We start from the raw sequence: 17,042 nt of genomic DNA on the forward strand, positions 1-17,042 counted from the left end.
CGCGATCGCCGCACCCGCAACGCCCACCAACAGCGCCGCACCCACGACCGCAACCGAACACCGCGCGAACACCCTGCGCTTCTCCATCTACCTACTCCTTCGAATCCAGACCGACACCACGCCGGCCGTTCTCTGCGTGTGCGAGCCGCTCGTCCGAGAGCCCGCGTGCGGGAATGCCGCCGCGGACGTCGAGCGCGAGCGGCGCACGTGACGAGCCCCGAGGGGCGCGGATGCCGCGGACGCGCGTTCGGAAGACGACTGGGAGTCGAACATTGATCCTCCTTGATCAAGTCCTCGGCACGGCGGACGCGCGGGCCAGGCAGCTTCGGTCGATGCTCGATGCGGGTCGTCCACTCGGGCGCGAGCCCGGTTGATCGATACACCGGTACTCGTTGCTGGATGTTACCGCGAACATTCGGGAAGGCACAAGAAGTCAGAAGAAACTGACGGAAACAAGATGTTACCGGTATCAGAACCCGCCCCGACCAACGACTGCCGAGCCCGAGTCCCGCCCACCACACGGCACCCGTCCGCATTCCGGTTACCGAACGGTCAGTGAAATGATGTCAGGCATGCCGGGCAACCACCGACCGCACGTGCGGATGCAGGACGTCGCCCTGCGAGCCGGTGTGTCGCCCCAGACCGTGTCGAACGTCGTGAACGGGCGCACGGCGCGCGTCAGCGAGGAGACACGCGCCCGGGTGATCGAGTCGATCACGGCGCTGGGGTACCGGGTGAACCAATCGGCACGGTCGCTTCGACGGGGGCGGACCGGCACCGTCGGGCTCGGCATTCCGACGCTCGATTCGGAGTACTACGGCGCGCTCGCCGAAGCGCTCAGCGAGCGGTTCGCCGAACACGGGCTCCGGCTCGTCATCGAGAACACGGGCGGCGCGGTCGGGGCGGAGATCGACTCCCTCGCGACCTCGCGGCTCGATTCGTACGACGGGTTCGTGCTCGCGCTCGCAGCCGGTGATACCGACCACCTGGTCCAGGTCGACACGGAGACGCCGGTCGTGCTGCTCGGTGAGCGTGCACTGTCCAGCCAGTTCGACCACGTGGTCATGGACAACGTGGGCGGCGCGCGACAAGCCACCGGGCTCCTGCTGCGTGGCGGGGCTCGTGCGATCGCCGCGCTCGGCGGGGTCGACGCCGACGAGGAGACGATGCCCGCGCTCAGGACCCGGGGGTATCTCGAGGCGCACCACGCGCTCGGCGTGGACGTGGATCGGGCGCTGCTCGTCGCGTCGACGTTCGGAATCGAGGGCGGCTACGGGGGCATCCGCCGTCTGCTCGATCAGGGTCGCCGATTCGACGCGGTCTTCGCCCTGACCGATGCGAGCGCCATCGGGGCCCTCCGAGCGCTGGCGGATGCGGGCATCCGAGTCCCCGACGAGGTGCAGGTGATCGGCTTCGACAACACGAGGGCCGGCCGGTTCAGCGTGCCCCGCCTGTCGACGGTGGAACCGGGGAACGCCGCCCGGGCGGATTCCGTCGTCGAACTCCTCATGAGCCGGATGCGCCATCAGGACGGCCATCTCGAGCGCCGCGTCGTCGTGCACCCGGTCACGCTCGTCGAACGCGAATCGACATCTTCGCCTCCAGGGGCTCGGGCGCGGGACTGATCGTCCGTCGCGTCGGTCGGTCGGTCGCCGATCGGCGCCGCCGCACAGGTGCACAGGTCATCGGATGCCGGGTCGCTGCGGCCGGTTCCCGGCGGAACCGGCCGCAGCGGCTGGCCTCAGCAGGTCTTCCCGGTGTACGCCACCTCCTTCTCGGTGGTGACGGCGCGGCCGTCGACCTCACCGCTGACCACGACGGACACGCTGCCGCCCGGGATGGCGGCCTGCCTCGTCGAGAACACCTGGAAGGCGGACGTTCCCGATGCGATCGAGGCGAACGACTTCGTCCCGTAGTCGGAGTCGATCGTGACGGCGACGGGGACCTCGTTCTCGTTCTCGACGCGCACCGCGAGAAGGCCCTTCGCGGCGACGCAGCGGGGCTCGACCGTGACCGCCGCGCTCAACTCGGGCTTCTCGGCGTCGGCGCACGAGAGGCTCATGGTCAGCCAATCCGCATGGTCGTACGCGTTCGTGTCCCCACCGATGTCGGCGGTCAGCCGAAGCCGGTCCACTCCCGTGACGTCGATGCTGAACGCCTCCTTCTGGTGGTACCGGATGACGCTCGAATTGCTCCAGAGGATCGAGCCGTCTCCCGTCACCGAGCCGCTGATCGACGGCTTGAGCGTCGCGTTGCCGTTGTTGGTGTCATCGTCGACGCCCAGGGCCCCGGTCAGGACGGTGCAGTTCCCACCGAGCCAGACGTCCACCGTCGAGACGGCGTTGGAGCCGATGCCCTTGGGGTAGACCGTTCCGTCGACCGTGAGCGGCTTGTCGTCCTGGCTGAGGTCGCGTCGCGGGTTCCCGGTCCATCCGTTCGTCGTCGCGAGCCAGGGGAGGTCGCTGAGGAACGTCTCACCGACGGGCGCCGCGGGCGTCACGTTGATGAGCACCGACGCCGGTTCCGAGCCGTCCAGCCACACGACCTGTGCCGGAAGCGACACGTCGCCGATCGATGCGGTGGCGGCGGCTTCCACGCGCACCGTCACGACGTCCGAGCCGCCTGCGGCGATCGTCGGGATGGCGACCGGCGACTGGGGGGTCACTCCGCCTGCTGCCCCGAGCTGCAGTTCCGCTCCGACGAGGGACTCGTCGAGGAGGTTGTGCACGGTGACGGACACCTCGGTGTCGTCGCCCTGCTCGACCCGACCGGATCCGGAGGCACCGACCACTCCCGGCAGCTCCTCGTCCATGCCGGGTGAGAGGCGATAGAGGGCGGTCTCATAGGCCGGCACGGTCGCCGAGATCGCGGCGGCGGTGTTGTACAGGTCGGTGTGCGACCACACGTCGCGCGCCACGTAGACGTCGTCCTGTGCACCCAATGCCGGGAGCGAGGTCGAGATCGTCGCACTCGAGCCCGTGGTGTTGAGGAGCGCGACGGCGAGGTCGCCGTCCGCGAGCTCGCGCGTCCAGACCTGGAGTCCATCACCGTTGCTGATGCGTCGAGCCTGCTTGCCCAGCGGATCCTGGTCGATGTCGACCAGCTCCTGGTTGGTGAGGAGCGCGACCTCGGCGTCGCTCAGCGCGCCGATGTCCGTCCCGAGGAAGAGCGGCGCGGCCAACATCGACCACATCGCCAGGTGGCTCTTGTTCTGGGCGTAGGTCAGCGATCCGTTGCTGAACTGGAGCATGTCGGGGTCGTTCCAGTGTCCGGGCCCAGCGTACGGATGGAGTTCAGCCTGTCGATCGATGATGCTCGTGATCGATGCCCAGTTGGGCGCGATGTCGCCGGTCGTCCTCCAGAGGTTGGCGACGGGTTCCGCCCACGTCCAAGGGGCGCTGTCGCCGTACTCCGAGATCGCGTAGACGATGTCGCGGTCCACCTTCGCGAGCTCATCGCGCATCTTCGAGAACGCCTGCAGCTTGGTGAGGTTGAGGCTGCCGTCGGGGTAGCACCAGTCGTACTTCAGGTAGTCCACGCCCCAGGCGGCGAACGTTTCCGCGTCGATCTGCTCGTGCCCGTACGATCCGACATTCGGCGTGTAGCCGTTGTAGAGGTTCGCGCAGGTCTTCGTCCCGGGGACGCTGTAGATGCCGAACTTCAGGCCCTTCGAATGCACGTAGTCGGCCACCGGCTTGATGCCGTTCGGGAAGCGGGTCGCGTCCACCTTGAGCACGCCGTTCGCATCCCGCCCGTTCTGGAAGCAGTCGTCGAGCACCACGTACTCGTAGCCCACCTCGTCGAGCCCCTTCTCGACGATCTCGTCGGCCACGTTCATGAGCGCTGCCGCAGTCAGCCCGTTCCCGCCGTTGCAGTAGAACTGGTTCCAGCTGTTCCAGCCCATCGGCGGGGTGTCGGCGAGGCCGTTGTCGAGCGCCTCCGCCGGTGGCGGAGGGGTGATGGCGAGCAGCGACCCGACGGCGACGGCCGCCACGGCGGCCATTCCGAGCAATCGGCGTCGCAGACGCGTGGTTCGGGTGGATCGTTCCAGCATTGAACTACTCCTTCTCGGACGAGATCGACCCCCGGCGACCTTCTGCATCGCCGCCACCCACGAACGACCCCTTCGGGCAGCGAACGACGGGTGCAGCGATAGGCCCCGAGCGGGCACGGCGGGGGTCGGGTCCCCGCGACCGCTCGGGCGTACGTTCCGCTACTGGAAGGGAGAACCGGTCTCGGCCGGGTGCCGCGCGACCGGCGGGCGCGCACCAGCACGCCAAGACGGCCTGCGGGATGAGAGTCTGGACGAGTAGGCGAAACGCGACACTGATCCTCCTTGATCAAAGCCGAAGCACATTCGGTGGGGCTGCCCAGCCGACGGACCGGTGGATCGATCAACTTGCCAGGCGCTCGTTCATGTTACCGGGAACATTTATCGAAGGCAATGAAATCGCCGATGTGCTGCCTCCACCCAGTGATACCGGTATCGACGCGCACGCAAGGAGCACAGTGTCGAGCTTCGACGCTCCCGGGGCACCGCTCACTTCGGCAGAGCGGTGCTGCGTGGTCCTGCGCTACTGGACCTGATCGGTCGGGCGCACGAGGATCTCGTTGACCGACACGTGTTCGGGTTGGCTGAGTGCGTAGACGACCGCCTCGGCGATGTCCCCGGTCCGGAGCGTGCGCATCGATGCGGCGATGTCGGCAGCGGCGGCCTGCATGGTCGGGTCGGTGATGTGGCTCGTGAGCTCGGTGTCGACGAAGCCGGGCTGGATCACGATCACTCGGACCCCTCGCCGGGTGACCTCTTGCCGCAAGGACTCCGAGAAGGCGCTGATGCCGAACTTCGTTGCGGCATACACGCCGCTGCCGAGAGACGCCGACCGAGCCGCGGTCGACGACACCTGCACGACCGCACCCTTCGTCTCGAGCAGGTGAGGCAGTGCGGCGTGGACCGCATACATCGAGCCGAGCAGGTTGGTGTCGATCATGCGCTGCCACTCGCGCGTGTCGGCGCCGAGGATGAGCCCGCTCTGCATCAGACCGGCGTTGTTGACCAGCACGTCGAGTCGGCCGAAGTGGCCCACGGTCTCCGCCACGGCACGCTGCACCGACTCGGAGTCGGTGACGTCGAGCTGGAGCGGCAGGACTTCGCCGCGGGCGCTGTCGACGAGGCTGGCGAGCCGATCGACGCGACGTGCGCCGATCGCGACGCGCGCGCCGGCGGCCGACAGTGCCAGCGCGACCTCGCGGCCGATGCCCGACGAGGCCCCCGTCACGAGGATGACCTTTCCCTCGAGTGCAGGGTGGGCCTGGATACGTTCGGTGGACTTCACGATGGTTCCTTCCAGCGGGCGTCCGGCCCGCGTCCATTTCGGGCGAGCTTCGACGCGATGGGGGTGCGCAAGACCGGGCAGTCGGTCCCGCGCACCCGCGGCGTCCATGCGGCAGTGGCTATGCGGCCGCTCGGTCCTGGTTCAACCCGCGGATCGCGTCGAGGATGGTGGCCGCCACCGCCTCCGGCTGCGAGACGCTGACCGCGTGCGAGGCGCCTGCGAGCTCGGTCGTGCCTCGCGAGCCCGCGCGTTCGGCGCCGGCACGGTGCACCGCGACGGGGATGTTGCGGTCCTCGCTGCCGAACACGTGCCATGAAGGGCGGTCCTTCCACCCGGGCGTCGCCGCCTGCACGGTGTCCTTCAGAGCCGCTTCGGTCACCGGTCGCTGGGTCGCGCCCATCAGGCCGGCGACCTGCACGGGCACGTCCGCGGCGAACTGGTCGCGGAACAGCGATCGGCGGATGACGAGTTCCACGCCGCCGGTCGAGACCGGGTGCGCGTCGAGGGCGTCGCCGAGCGTGGAGCCCGGTTCGCTCGCGGAGAGGGAGAAGGCGCTGTCGCCGGGCTCGGGCACGAAGGCGCCGGCGTACACCAGGCCGACGACCTGGTCGTTTCCTGCCGAGGCCTCGCTGATCACGAGGCCGCCGTAGGAGTGGCCGACGAGCAGGACGGGCCCGTCGATGGAGGCGATGACGTCGCGCACGTACGCGGCGTCGCCGGCGAGGCTCCGGAGCGGATTGGCGACCGCCACGGAGGTGACGCCTTCGGCGTAGAGGGCCGCGATGACGCCGTTCCAGCTGGCGGACTCGGCGAATGCGCCGTGCACGAACACGACGGTCGGCTTCTGATCTGACATGACTGTTCCCCTTCTCGAATCACCCCCACCCAGCGCGGACGCGATACCAACTCAGACCACGCGGGAGGCGCTGGTGTGACCGCTTGGGCGGAGATCGTGATGTGATCGCGGTTCGGTGAATCCGGTGCGGCGCCTCCTGTCTCGAATGCCGACCGCGGAGATCGCACCGCCGAGGATCATGGCGGTGGCCGACGCCGCGACGAGTCGGTGGAAGCTGTCGACGTCGATCGTCGCGGATCCACCGAGGGTGGCCGCGAGCGCGACGGCGATCAGTCCGGCGATCCGGGAGACCGCGTTGTTGGTCGCCGAGGCGATGCCCGAGTGCGTCGGGCCGACCGCACCGAGGATCGTCGCGGTCAACGGCGCGACCGTGAGGGCCATGCCGAACCCGAAGAGGAGCACGGCTGGGAGCACCTGCGTCAGGTAGTCGGCCTCGTCGGTGGCGGCGAGCATCAGCGCGAACCCGCTGCCGGCGATCACGGGTCCCGCGCCCATGAGCGCACGGGCTCCGACGCGCCCGCTCAACCGACCGATGTACGCGGATAGGCCGATGAGCACCAGGCTCGAGGGGATCATCGCGAGGCCGGCCATCGTGGCCGAGTAGCCCGCGCTCTGCTGGAGGAAGACCACCAGCGCGAAGGTCCCCAGGGACAGTCCCCCGTAGATGAAGAAGGTCGCGACGTTCCCGACGGTGAAGTTCCGTGCTCGGAAGATCCGCATCGGCAGCATCGGTTGCGGGGTCCGCAGCTCCCACAGGACGAACCCGACGAAGCTCGCGCCACCGATGATCATTGCAGCGAGGATGATCGGCGAGTCCCATCCGAAGCGGGCGTGCTCGATGAGCACGAACACGGGAAGGCCGAGACCTGCGACGCCGAGCAGGGCACCGACGAGGTCCACGCGAGCGCCAGGCGATCGCGGCGGATCCTCCTCCAGCCGAGACGCGAGCCCGACGGCGAGCGCGACCGGCAGCACGTTGACACCGAAGACCCATCGCCACAACAGTGCATCGACGAGCACCCCGCCGAGTGCCGGCCCGGCGATGGTGGCGATGCTCGTGAACGCCGTCCAGCTCCCGATCGCACGGCCCTGCTTGTCGGCCGGGAAGGCGTCGAGGATGAGGGCGAGCGAACTCGGCACCAGGAGGGCGCCGAAGACCCCCTTCAGGCCGCGCACGAGGATGAGCGTCTCGACGGTGGGCACGATCGCGCACGCCACGGAAGTGAGTCCGAAGCCGATGAGCCCGGTCATCAGCACGCGTTTCCGTCCGAACACGTCGGAGAGCGACCCCGCGAGCAGGATGAAGGCGCCGAGGCTCAGGAGGTAGGAGTCCACGACCCATTGCTGGGAGGAGAGCCCGCCTCCGAGATCGGCGCTGATCGCCGGCAACGCGATGTTCACCGCGCTCCCGTCCAGGAACGCGGCGAACGACGCGAGGATGGCGACCGACAGTACCGTCCGCTGTGGCGCGGTCGTCCATCTGGTCATCATCGTGTTCAGGCGCGGCCGAGGGCCTTGCGGAGCACGTGCACCGCCTGCTCGACCGCGGCGGTCACGGCCGGCGAGGGGCGGAGCGGGTTCAGCATCATGAAGTCGTGCAGCGTGTCGTTGTACCGCACGCTCGTGGTGCGCACGCCCGCCTCCACGAGGCGCCGCGCATACGCTTCGCCCTCGTCGCGGAGCACATCGTTCTCGTCGGTGATGACGAACGCCTCTGGGAGCCCGGTCAGCTGCTCGATCGTGGCGCGAAGCGGCGACGCCGTGATGTCGCTCCGCTTCATGGCATCCGGCAGGTAGCTGTCCCAGAACCACGCCATGGCGGCGGCCGTCAGGTACGGGCCGTCGGCGAACTCGCGGTAGCTGTCGGTGTCCTGCGCGGCATCGGTGACCGGGTAGTAGAGCGACTGGTGCACGAACGACACGTCGCCGCGTTCCTTGGCGAGGATCGCGACGACCGCGGTCATGTTGCCGCCGACCGAGTCGCCGGCCACGGCGAGCCGCGTCGCGTCCAGGCCCTTCTCAGCGCCCGATTCGGTGATCCACCGCGCGGTCGCGTAGGCCTGTTCGATGGCGACCGGATGCTGCGCCTCCGGCGAGCGGTCGTACTCGACGAACACCACCGCGGCGTCGACCCCGACGGCGATCTCGCGCACGAGGCGGTCGTGGGTGGCGGCATTGCCGATGACCCAGCCGCCGCCGTGGATGTAGAGGATCGTCGGCAGCAGGCCGGTCGATCCGGTCGGCGTGACGATCCGAACCTGCACGTCGCCGACGGCGGCGGGAACCGTGATCCATTCCTCGTCGACGTCGGGCTTCGCGATCGGCGCGGCGTGCAGGTCGTCGAGGACCTTTCGCGCGCCGTCCGCGCCGAGCTGGTAGAGGAACGGGGGTGTCGAGGTGGCGTCGGCGATGGCCTGCGCCTCGGGGTCGAGGATGTGCGCGTGCATGATCGTGCCTTTCGTGGTCGGCGGTGAGGACAGGCGCATCCGTCGGACGCTCCTGTCAAGGAGGACCGGACCGCACGCCGCCCTGTGACGAACCCATCGGAGCGGGACGACGCCGTCGCCACCGTCACGTTCGCACGTCCTGGCCGGTCGAAGCTGATGACCGGTTCGTCCGAGCCCGCCTTCAACCGACCACTCCCCGTTCCACGACAAGGAGCAGATCATGAGCCCGATCCCTCGACTACTGCCGCTGCGACACGTCCGAACGGGACATCTCGACGTCGCCTACTTCGAAGCCGGTCCGGCAGACGGCCCACCCGTGCTCCTGCTGCACGGGTTCCCCTACGACATCCACAGCTACGTCGAGGTCGCACCGATCCTGGCCGACGCCGGCTTCCGCGTCATCGTGCCCTCCCTGCGCGGGCACGGCGACACCCGGTTCGTGGACGAGACCATCCCACGCACCGGACAGCAGGCCGCGCTGGGACAGGACGTCATCGAGCTCATGGACGCCCTTCGGATTCCCCGGGCGATCCTCGCGGGGTACGACTGGGGCGGGCGGGCGGCCTGTGTCGTCGCAGCGCTGTGGCCCGAGCGCGTCACCGCCCTCGTGTCGGTCAACGGGTACCTCATCCAGGACATCAGCGCCGCGATGCAACCGATCCGCCCCGACCTCGAAGCGGGATTCTGGTACTTCTTCTACTTCCTCACGGACCGCGGCCGGGCCGGGCTGACCGAGAACCGGCGGGGCATCGCGGAGGTGATCTGGCGCCGGAACTCCCCCGAGTGGGACTTCAGCGACGCTGAGCTCGACCGGGCCGCGGCCGCGTTCGAGAACCCGCGACTTCGTCGACGTCGTGATCCACTCGTACCGGCACCGCCTGTTCCACGTCCCCGGGGCCCCCGAGTACGCCCGGCTCGAGGCGCAGCTGGCGCAGCTCCCCTCGATCACCGCGCCGACCATCACCCTCGATGGACTCGCCGACGGCAACTTCCCTGCACGCGATGCGGCAACCGCCGGGGTCCGCTTCGTCGGGCCCTACGAGCATCGACGGGTGCCGCACGCCGGCCACAACCTGCCGCAGGAGGCACCGCTCGAATTCGCGGATGCAATCCACAGCGCGGCGGAACTCGCGGCGCAGCGCCCTGCCGCGTAGCTCGCGGCAGGCACGGCACGGCACCGACCCAACGCCAGCAGCTGTCGGTGATGGCGGAAGCGCACGACGCACACCCGTCCACCTCGCGCGTCACACTGTGCCACGACCGCGGCGTGTCGACCCCTGGTCGAGCCGTCCACGCTCCCGTCGTTCGACGCGAGGCGCATCTCCCGTGAGCGACGTCAGCACCTCTTCGAGTCGGTCGGCGACGTCGCCGAGGATGCGTGCGTCGACCGACGAGAACTCCCGCTCGATCGCCGGCAGGTAGGCGCGGGCTGCGACGAGGAACCTGCGCCGGCCCTCTGCCGTGAGCACGGCGAAGGCCGAACGGCCGTCGTCGGGATTCGGCTCGCGCGCGACGAGGCCCGCGCCGACGAGCTCGTCGACGAGCCGACTCACCCGGGTCCGACTCAACACCACCCGCTCCGAGAGCTGGCCCATGGTGAGGCGGCCGCCACCGTCGCGCAGCTCGAGCAGCACGTCGTACCAGCTCAACGGCATTCCGCCGTCCCTGACGACGGCCCCGTCGAGGCGCGGCAGCAGTGCGGCGTGGAGCCGCAGCACGGCCTCCCAGGTCCGCTCAGCATCGGTGGGGGCGCTCATATCGCTATGCTACCCGCAATTGTGTGCGTGCGCACGTACATGCTATGGTCCCTGCATCGTTTATTTATGTGCGTGCGCACATAAGAAGGGAACCGGAATCATGACCGCACTGCTGCACATCTCGGCGTCACCTCGCGGCGAGGCATCCGAGTCGCTCGCCATCGCACGGGTGTTCCTCGAGGCGTTCCGTGACGCCGACCCCGAGGCATCCGTCGACGAATGGAACCTCTGGGACGGTTCGCTCCCGGCGTTCGGCCCAGACGGCGCCGGCGCGAAGATGCGCGTCTTCGCCGGCGAGCAGCCGGCAGGCCCGCAGGAGACCGCCTGGCATCGCGCGCGCCTCGCGTTCGAGCGCTTCGCCGCGGCGGACGCCTACCTCTTCAGCCTGCCGATGTGGAACGCCGGCATCCCGTACATCGCCAAGCAGTTCATCGATGTCGTCAGCCAGCCCGGCATGGTGTTCGACTTCGACCCCGAACGGGGCTACACCGGACTGCTCGGGGGCCGCCGCGCGATGGTCGTGTATACGAGCGCGGTCTACGGCGCGGGTCGCCCATCCGCGTTCGGCAGCGACTTCCAGCAGCCCTATTTCGAGGACTGGCTGCGCTGGACCGGAATCACGGATGTCGCGTCGATCGCCTTCCGCCCGAACCTCGCCACCGCCGACGCCGAACTCGGGCGCAGGTCTGCACACGCCGCCGCGCGTCGCGAGGGAACGGAGTTCGGTCGGACGAGGATGCGCCGCGCCTCCTGACGACTCGGTGCTGGTGGTGGCGGTGCGCCACCTACCATGAACAGCATGGACGCCGCACCGGATCGCCCGCTGATCTCTTCCCGTTCCCTCACCGAGCGTGGCCTCCAGTTGGTGACCGAGCGGCACCTTGCGACGCTGTCGACCGTCGGGCCCCGGGGCGATCTGCACGTGGTCGCCGTCGGCTTCACCTACGTCGACGGCGTCGTCCGCATCATCACCAGCGGCGGCAGCCAGAAGGTCCGCAATGTCGAGCGCGACCACCGTGCCACCGTCGCGCAGGTGTCGGGGCCCGAATGGCTCAGCATCGCCGGCCGCGCCGTCGTCGAGCGCGACCCTCAGTCCGTCGACCTCGCGGTTCGCCTCTATGCCGAGCGGTACCGCCAGCCACGCGAGAATCCGAGCCGGGTCGTCATCCGCATCCACCCCGAGCGGGTTCTCGGCTCCGCCGGCATGTGGTCGACGACGTCCGCCAGGAGCTGACGAACACACGCGCTCCTAGAAGTCCCAGTCCTCGTCTTCCGTGACGACGGCCTTGCCGATCACGTACGACGAGCCCGACCCCGAGAAGAAGTCGTGGTTCTCGTCGGCGTTCGGGGAGAGCGCCGAGAGGATCGCCGGGTTCACGTCGGTCACGGTCTTCGGGAACATCGGCTCGTAGCCGAGGTTCATGAGGGCCTTGTTCGCGTTGTAGTGCAGGAACTTCTTGACGTCTTCGGTCAGGCCGACGCCGTCGTAGAGGTCTTGCGTGTACTGCACCTCGTTGTCGTAGAGCTCGTAGAGCAGCGAGAACGTGTAGTCCTTGAGGTCGTCGCGCTCCTGCTGGCTGACGAGCTCGAGCCCCTTCTGGAACTTGTAGCCGATGTAGTACCCGTGCACGGCCTCGTCGCGGATGATGAGACGGATCAGGTCGGCCGTGTTGGTGAGCTTCGCCCGCGACGACCAGTACATCGGCAGGTAGAAGCCCGAGTAGAAGAGGAACGACTCGAGCAGCGTCGAAGCGACCTTGCGCTTCAGCGGCGAGTCGCCCTGGTAGTACTCCATGACGATCGCGGCCTTCTTCTGAAGGTTCTCGTTCTCGACCGACCACCGGAACGCGTCGTCGATGTCCTTCGTCGAGCACAGCGTCGAGAAGATCGACGAGTAGCTCTTCGCGTGCACCGACTCCATGAACGCGATGTTCGTGTACACCGCCTCTTCGTGCGGCGTCAGCGAGTCGGGGATCAGCGACACCGCGCCCACCGTGCCCTGGATCGTGTCGAGCAGGGTCAAGCCGGTGAACACGCGCATGGTGAGCGTCTGCTCGTCGGGCGTGAGCGTGTTCCACGACTGGATGTCGTTCGACAGCGGCACCTTCTCGGGCAGCCAGAAGTTGTTCACCAGGCGGTTCCAGACCTCGAGGTCCTTGTCGTCCTGGATCTTGTTCCAGTTGATCGCGTTGACGTGGTCGACGAGCTTGATCTTGCCGCCGGCGTGCGCCGGGTCGTTCTTGGCCGAGTTGACCGGATCGGTGAGAGTCATGTCAGTTCCTTCTGAACGGATGTCGCGAGCGGGCGAATCTTCGAACGTGGGCGTTGCTCGCTACAGCGTGCAGCTCACGCACATGTCCAGCTCGGTCCCCTCGAGGGCCATCTGGCGCAGGCGGATGTAGTAGATGGTCTTGATGCCCTTCTTCCACGCGTAGATCTGCGCCTTGTTGATGTCGCGCGTCGTCGCCGTGTCCTTGAAGAACAACGTCAGCGAGAGGCCCTGGTCGACATGCTGGGTCGCCGCGGCGTAGGTGTCGATGACCTTCTCGTAGCCGATCTCGTAGGCGTCCTGGTAGTACTCGAGGTTGTCGTTCGTCATGAACGCCGCCGGGTAGTAGACGCGTCCGAGCTTGCCCTCCTTGCGGATCTCGATCTTCGAGGCGATCGGGTGGATCGACGCCGTCGAGTTGTTGATGTACGAGATCGATCCGGTGGGCGGCACGGCCTGCAGGTTCTGGTTGTAGATGCCGTGCTCCTGGATGGAGGCCTTCAGCTCCTGCCAGTCCTGCTGCGTGGGGATGTGCACGCCGGCGTCGGCGAAGAGCTGCGTGACCTTGGCGGTCTCGGGCACCCACGCGGCATCCGTGTACTTGTCGAAGAATTCACCCGACGCGTACTTGGAGTCCCAGAAGCCGTCGAACACCTCACCGCGCTCGATGGCGATGCGGTTCGAGGCCCGCAGCGCGTGGAACAGCACCGTGTAGAAGTAGATGTTCGTGAAGTCGACACCCTCTTCGCTGCCGTAGAAGACGCGCTCGCGGGCGAGGTAGCCGTGCAGGTTCATCTGGCCGAGGCCGATGGCGTGCGACTTGTCGTTGCCGTCTTCGATGGAGCGCACCGACGCGATGTGGCTCTGGTTCGAGACCGAGGTGAGGCCGCGGATGGCGGTCTCGACGGTCTTGCCGAAGTCGGGCGAGTCCATCGTGAGGGCGATGTTCAGCGAACCGAGGTTGCAGCTGATGTCCTTGCCGATCTGGTTGTAGCTGAGGTCTTCGTTGTAGGTCGTCGGCGTGTTGACCTGGAGGATCTCGGAGCACAGGTTCGACATGTTGATGCGGCCCTTGATGGGGTTCGCCTTGTTCACCGTGTCCTCGAACACGATGTAGGGGTATCCGCTCTCGAACTGGATCTCGGCGAGGGTCTGGAAGAACTCGCGCGCGTTGATCTTCGTCTTCTTGATGCGCGGGTCGTCGACCATCGCACGGTAGTTCTCGCTGATCGGCACGTCGCCGAACGGCTTGCCGTAGACCTTCTCGACGTCGTACGGCGAGAAGAGGTACATGTCCTCGTTGTTCTTCGCGAGCTCGAACGTGATGTCGGGCACGACGACGCCGAGCGACAGCGTCTTGATGCGGATCTTCTCGTCGGCGTTCTCGCGCTTGGTGTCGAGGAACCGCATGATGTCGGGGTGGTGGGCGCTGAGGTACACCGCGCCGGCGCCCTGGCGTGCGCCGAGCTGGTTGGCGTAGCTGAAGCTGTCTTCCAGCAGCTTCATGACGGGGATGATGCCCGACGACTGGTTCTCGATCTGCTTGATGGGCGCACCCGACTCGCGGATGTTGCTGAGCAGCAGCGCGACGCCGCCGCCACGCTTCGACAGCTGCAGCGCCGAGTTGATGCCGCGGGCGATCGACTCCATGTTGTCCTCGATGCGGAGGAGGAAGCAGGAGACGAGCTCGCCGCGCTGCGCCTTGCCCGTGTTGAGGAAGGTCGGGGTGGCCGGCTGGAAGCGACCGGCGATGATCTCCTCGACCAGGTCGGTGGCGAGCTGCTCGTCGCCCTGGGCGAGGCCGAGCGCGGTCATGACGACCCGGTCCTCGAAGCGCTCGAGGTAGCGCTTGCCGTCGAACGTCTTCAGCGTGTAGCTCGTGTAGTACTTGAACGCGCCGAGGAAGGTCTCGAAGCGGAACTTCTTCGAGTAGGCGAGGTCGTTGAGCCGCTGGATGAACGCGAAGTCGTACTGCGCCAGCACCTCGGGCTCGTAGTACTCCTTCTCGACGAGGTAGTCGAGGCGCTCCTTGAGGGAGTGGAAGAAGACGGTGTTCTGGTTGACGTGCTGGAGGAAGTACTCGCGCGCCGCCTCACGGTCCTTCTCGAACTGGATCTCGCCGTTCGGGCCGTAGAGGTTGAGCATCGCGTTGAGCGAGTGGTAGTCCATGCCACTGGCCACGCGGGGCGCGTCCATGAGGGCTACGCCGTCAGTTGCTGCTGAGTCGACCAAAATGCGTCCAATCCTTCGTCGACGGCGCGAACGTCGTCTGGGGTTCCGAATACTTCGAAGCGATAGAGGTGGGGCACCCCGGTCTTCGTGGCGATGACGTCGCCGGCGAGTCCGTAGGCGCTCCCGAAGTTGGTGTTGCCGGCGGCGATGACGCCGCGCAGGAGGGCACGATTGTGCGGGTCGTTCAGGAACCTGATGACCTGCTTGGGCACCGCACCGTGGCCGTCGCCGCCACCGTAGGTGGGCACGACCAGCACGAAGGGCTCCTCAGCGCGCAGCGCGTCGTCGCGCGCATGCAGCGGAATCCGCGCTGCCGGGCGGCCCAGTTTCTCGATGAAGCGCTTGGTGTTGCCTGAGACGCTCGAGAAGTAGACCAGGTTCGTCATGGTGCATCCTTCGCCGCATTCCCGTTGTTCCGGCTCTGCGATCCGTTGCCGCTGCCGTGTCGGGCCGCGGGTCAGGCGAGACGAGAGGCGAGTTCGGCGATCTTGTCGGGGCGGAAGCCCGACCAGTGGTCTTCGTCGGTGATGACGACCGGGGCCTGCAGGTAGCCCAGCTCCTTGACGTGCGCGAGAGCGCCCTCGTCGGTGGAGACGTCGAGCACTTCGTACTCGATGCCCTTGCTGTCGAGCGCACGGTACGTCGCGTTGCACTGGACGCAGGAAGGCTTGGTGTAGACCGTGACCGTCATGGTTTCCCCTCGTTCTCTTCGTGTTCTCGAGCCCCGGAGGAGCCCGCCCCCGTACTGCTGTTTTCGCTTCCTCAATACTACATCTAGTGTCTGCGGAACTGAACCGCCACAACATGCTGTAGTTACATTCGTGTAGTTTTCCACGGGTTTCTCCACCGTTCATCCCCAGCCGGATGCCCCGGTGATCCGCGGATTCTCGCGGGGACCCGGCGGGTTATTCACAAGCCGGCCGTTTCGGGATTTCTCGCCTGTGGATGGAATCCCCGGCGTGTCGCGATTCCCGACCCCTTGGGGCTCCCGGATGCCGCGACCCCTACATATGGTGTTGTGACCTTCATGCTGCCACCACCCACCGACATCGCGGCGGGTGCGCTGCGCGTGTCGCGGGGCGCGGACGCGGCATCCGCTCGGCTCGTGCCGTGGACGCGCGTTCGGGAGTGTCGAGAGGACGCCATTCGCGGGTGCGGAGCTCCGTCGACCCGCGAATCGCGTCGTCTCACCCGGGCTGCAGCCCCAGGGGCAGTCCGGCGGGCGGTGGAGGTCGTCGAAGGGTCGGCGTAGCGTGGCGCTGCAACGGCAAGGAGGCCCGATGACCGAGTTCGTGACATCCGCCGACGGCACGCGCATCGCGTTCGACCGCGAGGGCGCCGGGCCGCCCGTGATCCTGATCGGCGGGGCGATGCAGTTCCGGGCGTTCGATCCCGCGACGGCCGAGATGGCGCACCTGCTCGCGGGGCACGGATTCAGCGTGGTGAACTACGACCGGCGCGGGCGCGGCGAGAGTTCCGCGGAACCGCCGATCACCCTCGCCCAGACCATCGACGACCTGCGCGCGCTCACCGAGCTGCTCACCGAGGGCGCGGATGACGCGGTCGCCCTGTTCGGCAACTCGTCGGGCGGAGCCATCGCCCTCGCCGCCGCCGCGGCCGGGCTGCCCGTGTCGAAGCTCGTGTTCTTCGAGGTGCCGCTCGACGCCGAGGGCGGCGCCGAGGGGGCCGTCTTCGTCGAGGAGCTCCGCGAGCGCATCGATGCCGGCGACCGGGTCGGCACCCTCGAGGTGTACATGGCCGACATGCCGCCCGAGTGGCTCGAGGGGGCGAAGCAGAGTCCCGGATGGCCGACCATGCTGGAGGTCGCGCCGAGCCTGCTGCCCGACGCCGAGTCGCTCGCGTGGACGCAGTCCGCTCCCCGCGCAGAGCTCTGGCGCGGCATCACCGCGCCCACGCTCGCCCTCGTCGGCGAGCAGACGCAGCCGATCATGACGTCGGCCGCGGCCTCCCTCGTCGCCTCGATGCCGGATGCCACGACGCGCACCATCCCGGGCGCCGACCACCGGTGGGATCCGCACGTACTGGCGCTCGCGATCGCCGAGTTCCTCGTCGGCTGAGCGGATGCCGCGCGCAGCACGCTCGCGACGAGCGGATACCGCGTGCGCGGCAGCGCCCCGCCTCAGG

At 67.8% G+C, this 17,042-nt stretch carries 16 protein-coding genes and 1 pseudogene; 7 read left to right on the forward strand and 10 right to left on the reverse strand.

What is annotated here, in order from left to right; translation table 11 throughout:
• On the forward strand, positions 1–211 hold a 211-nt coding region (locus tag GH736_RS24465), incomplete at its 5' end, for a hypothetical protein (RefSeq protein WP_203230662.1).
• A gap of 361 nt (positions 212–572) precedes the next feature.
• Complete coding sequence (locus tag GH736_RS06350; RefSeq protein WP_159601316.1) at positions 573–1,625, forward strand: LacI family DNA-binding transcriptional regulator; 1,053 nt, start codon at positions 573–575, stop codon at positions 1,623–1,625.
• A 116-nt stretch (positions 1,626–1,741) separates the two neighbouring features.
• Here the strand turns inward: GH736_RS06350 and GH736_RS06355 are convergent, their stop codons facing one another.
• The 5 genes from GH736_RS06355 to GH736_RS06375 form a co-directional block, all read right to left on the reverse strand.
• The gene (locus GH736_RS06355) at positions 1,742–4,054 is read right to left on the reverse strand and encodes an NPCBM/NEW2 domain-containing protein (protein WP_159601318.1); all 2,313 of its coding nucleotides are present in this window, start codon (positions 4,052–4,054) and stop codon (positions 1,742–1,744) included.
• A gap of 520 nt (positions 4,055–4,574) precedes the next feature.
• Positions 4,575–5,336, reverse strand: coding sequence for an SDR family oxidoreductase (locus GH736_RS06360; RefSeq protein WP_235933861.1), 762 nt, complete (start codon positions 5,334–5,336; stop codon positions 4,575–4,577).
• Between the two features lie 118 nt (positions 5,337–5,454).
• The gene (locus GH736_RS06365) at positions 5,455–6,192 is read right to left on the reverse strand and encodes an alpha/beta fold hydrolase (RefSeq protein ID WP_159601322.1); all 738 of its coding nucleotides are present in this window, start codon (positions 6,190–6,192) and stop codon (positions 5,455–5,457) included.
• A gap of 51 nt (positions 6,193–6,243) precedes the next feature.
• Positions 6,244–7,683: a DHA2 family efflux MFS transporter permease subunit gene (locus tag GH736_RS06370; protein ID WP_235933862.1), complete on the reverse strand. Its 1,440-nt coding sequence runs from the start codon at positions 7,681–7,683 to the stop codon at positions 6,244–6,246.
• Between the two features lie 5 nt (positions 7,684–7,688).
• Positions 7,689–8,639: an alpha/beta hydrolase gene (locus tag GH736_RS06375; protein WP_159601324.1), complete on the reverse strand. Its 951-nt coding sequence runs from the start codon at positions 8,637–8,639 to the stop codon at positions 7,689–7,691.
• A 220-nt stretch (positions 8,640–8,859) separates the two neighbouring features.
• On the opposite strand from GH736_RS06375, the pseudogene GH736_RS24875 reads away from it, so the two are divergent.
• Both GH736_RS24875 and GH736_RS24880 read left to right on the forward strand, forming a co-directional pair.
• Positions 8,860–9,489: pseudogene (locus tag GH736_RS24875) on the forward strand (alpha/beta fold hydrolase); the annotation flags it as partial.
• Between the two features lie 4 nt (positions 9,490–9,493).
• Entirely contained in the window at positions 9,494–9,793 is a 300-nt protein-coding gene (locus GH736_RS24880) for an alpha/beta fold hydrolase (protein WP_235933863.1), read from the forward strand.
• Positions 9,794–9,883: 90 nt separating this feature from the next.
• Here the strand turns inward: GH736_RS24880 and GH736_RS06385 are convergent, their stop codons facing one another.
• Positions 9,884–10,396: a MarR family winged helix-turn-helix transcriptional regulator gene (locus tag GH736_RS06385; RefSeq protein WP_159601326.1), complete on the reverse strand. Its 513-nt coding sequence runs from the start codon at positions 10,394–10,396 to the stop codon at positions 9,884–9,886.
• A 100-nt stretch (positions 10,397–10,496) separates the two neighbouring features.
• On the opposite strand from GH736_RS06385, the gene GH736_RS06390 reads away from it, so the two are divergent.
• Both GH736_RS06390 and GH736_RS06395 read left to right on the forward strand, forming a co-directional pair.
• A complete protein-coding gene (locus GH736_RS06390) occupies positions 10,497–11,150 on the forward strand; it encodes an FMN-dependent NADH-azoreductase (RefSeq protein ID WP_159601328.1) in 654 nt (217 codons plus the stop codon).
• A gap of 45 nt (positions 11,151–11,195) precedes the next feature.
• On the forward strand, positions 11,196–11,630 hold the full coding sequence (locus GH736_RS06395; protein WP_159601330.1) for a pyridoxamine 5'-phosphate oxidase family protein: 435 nt from the start codon (positions 11,196–11,198) through the stop codon (positions 11,628–11,630).
• Positions 11,631–11,645: 15 nt separating this feature from the next.
• Here GH736_RS06395 and nrdF read toward each other — a convergent pair whose 3' ends face one another.
• The 4 genes from nrdF to nrdH form a co-directional block, all read right to left on the reverse strand.
• Positions 11,646–12,668 carry a class 1b ribonucleoside-diphosphate reductase subunit beta gene (gene nrdF / locus GH736_RS06400; RefSeq protein ID WP_159601332.1) on the reverse strand — a complete coding sequence of 341 codons (1,023 nt, stop codon included), beginning with the start codon at positions 12,666–12,668 and terminating at the stop codon, positions 11,646–11,648.
• Positions 12,669–12,728: 60 nt separating this feature from the next.
• Positions 12,729–14,861: a class 1b ribonucleoside-diphosphate reductase subunit alpha gene (gene nrdE / locus GH736_RS06405; RefSeq protein ID WP_159601334.1), complete on the reverse strand. Its 2,133-nt coding sequence runs from the start codon at positions 14,859–14,861 to the stop codon at positions 12,729–12,731.
• Positions 14,862–14,866: 5 nt separating this feature from the next.
• On the reverse strand, positions 14,867–15,283 hold the full coding sequence (nrdI, locus tag GH736_RS06410) for a class Ib ribonucleoside-diphosphate reductase assembly flavoprotein NrdI (RefSeq protein WP_159601336.1): 417 nt from the start codon (positions 15,281–15,283) through the stop codon (positions 14,867–14,869).
• Positions 15,284–15,354: 71 nt separating this feature from the next.
• A complete protein-coding gene (gene nrdH / locus GH736_RS06415; RefSeq protein WP_067873141.1) occupies positions 15,355–15,588 on the reverse strand; it encodes a glutaredoxin-like protein NrdH in 234 nt (77 codons plus the stop codon).
• A 589-nt stretch (positions 15,589–16,177) separates the two neighbouring features.
• Between nrdH and GH736_RS06420 the strand changes: the two genes are divergently transcribed.
• Complete coding sequence (locus GH736_RS06420) at positions 16,178–16,975, forward strand: alpha/beta fold hydrolase (protein WP_159601338.1); 798 nt, start codon at positions 16,178–16,180, stop codon at positions 16,973–16,975.
• Positions 16,976–17,042: the final 67 nt, after the last annotated feature.

The sequence above is a fragment of the Agromyces humi genome, assembly GCF_009720255.1.
Classification (GTDB): domain Bacteria; phylum Actinomycetota; class Actinomycetes; order Actinomycetales; family Microbacteriaceae; genus Agromyces; species Agromyces humi.

Excerpts from the sequence above, each read along its gene's own strand:
- GH736_RS06350 (WP_159601316.1), top strand. The coding sequence starts at position 573 with ATGCCGGGCAACCACCGACCGCACGTGCGGATGCAGGACGTCGCCCTG.
- GH736_RS06355 (WP_159601318.1), bottom strand. The coding sequence starts at position 4,054 with ATGCTGGAACGATCCACCCGAACCACGCGTCTGCGACGCCGATTGCTC.
- GH736_RS06365 (WP_159601322.1), bottom strand. The coding sequence starts at position 6,192 with ATGTCAGATCAGAAGCCGACCGTCGTGTTCGTGCACGGCGCATTCGCC.
- GH736_RS06370 (WP_235933862.1), bottom strand. The coding sequence starts at position 7,683 with ATGATGACCAGATGGACGACCGCGCCACAGCGGACGGTACTGTCGGTC.
- GH736_RS06375 (WP_159601324.1), bottom strand. The coding sequence starts at position 8,639 with ATGCACGCGCACATCCTCGACCCCGAGGCGCAGGCCATCGCCGACGCC.
- GH736_RS06385 (WP_159601326.1), bottom strand. The coding sequence starts at position 10,396 with ATGAGCGCCCCCACCGATGCTGAGCGGACCTGGGAGGCCGTGCTGCGG.
- GH736_RS06390 (WP_159601328.1), top strand. The coding sequence starts at position 10,497 with ATGACCGCACTGCTGCACATCTCGGCGTCACCTCGCGGCGAGGCATCC.
- GH736_RS06395 (WP_159601330.1), top strand. The coding sequence starts at position 11,196 with ATGGACGCCGCACCGGATCGCCCGCTGATCTCTTCCCGTTCCCTCACC.
- nrdF (WP_159601332.1), bottom strand. The coding sequence starts at position 12,668 with ATGACTCTCACCGATCCGGTCAACTCGGCCAAGAACGACCCGGCGCAC.
- nrdE (WP_159601334.1), bottom strand. The coding sequence starts at position 14,861 with ATGGACGCGCCCCGCGTGGCCAGTGGCATGGACTACCACTCGCTCAAC.
- nrdI (WP_159601336.1), bottom strand. The coding sequence starts at position 15,283 with ATGACGAACCTGGTCTACTTCTCGAGCGTCTCAGGCAACACCAAGCGC.
- nrdH (WP_067873141.1), bottom strand. The coding sequence starts at position 15,588 with ATGACGGTCACGGTCTACACCAAGCCTTCCTGCGTCCAGTGCAACGCG.
- GH736_RS06420 (WP_159601338.1), top strand. The coding sequence starts at position 16,178 with ATGACCGAGTTCGTGACATCCGCCGACGGCACGCGCATCGCGTTCGAC.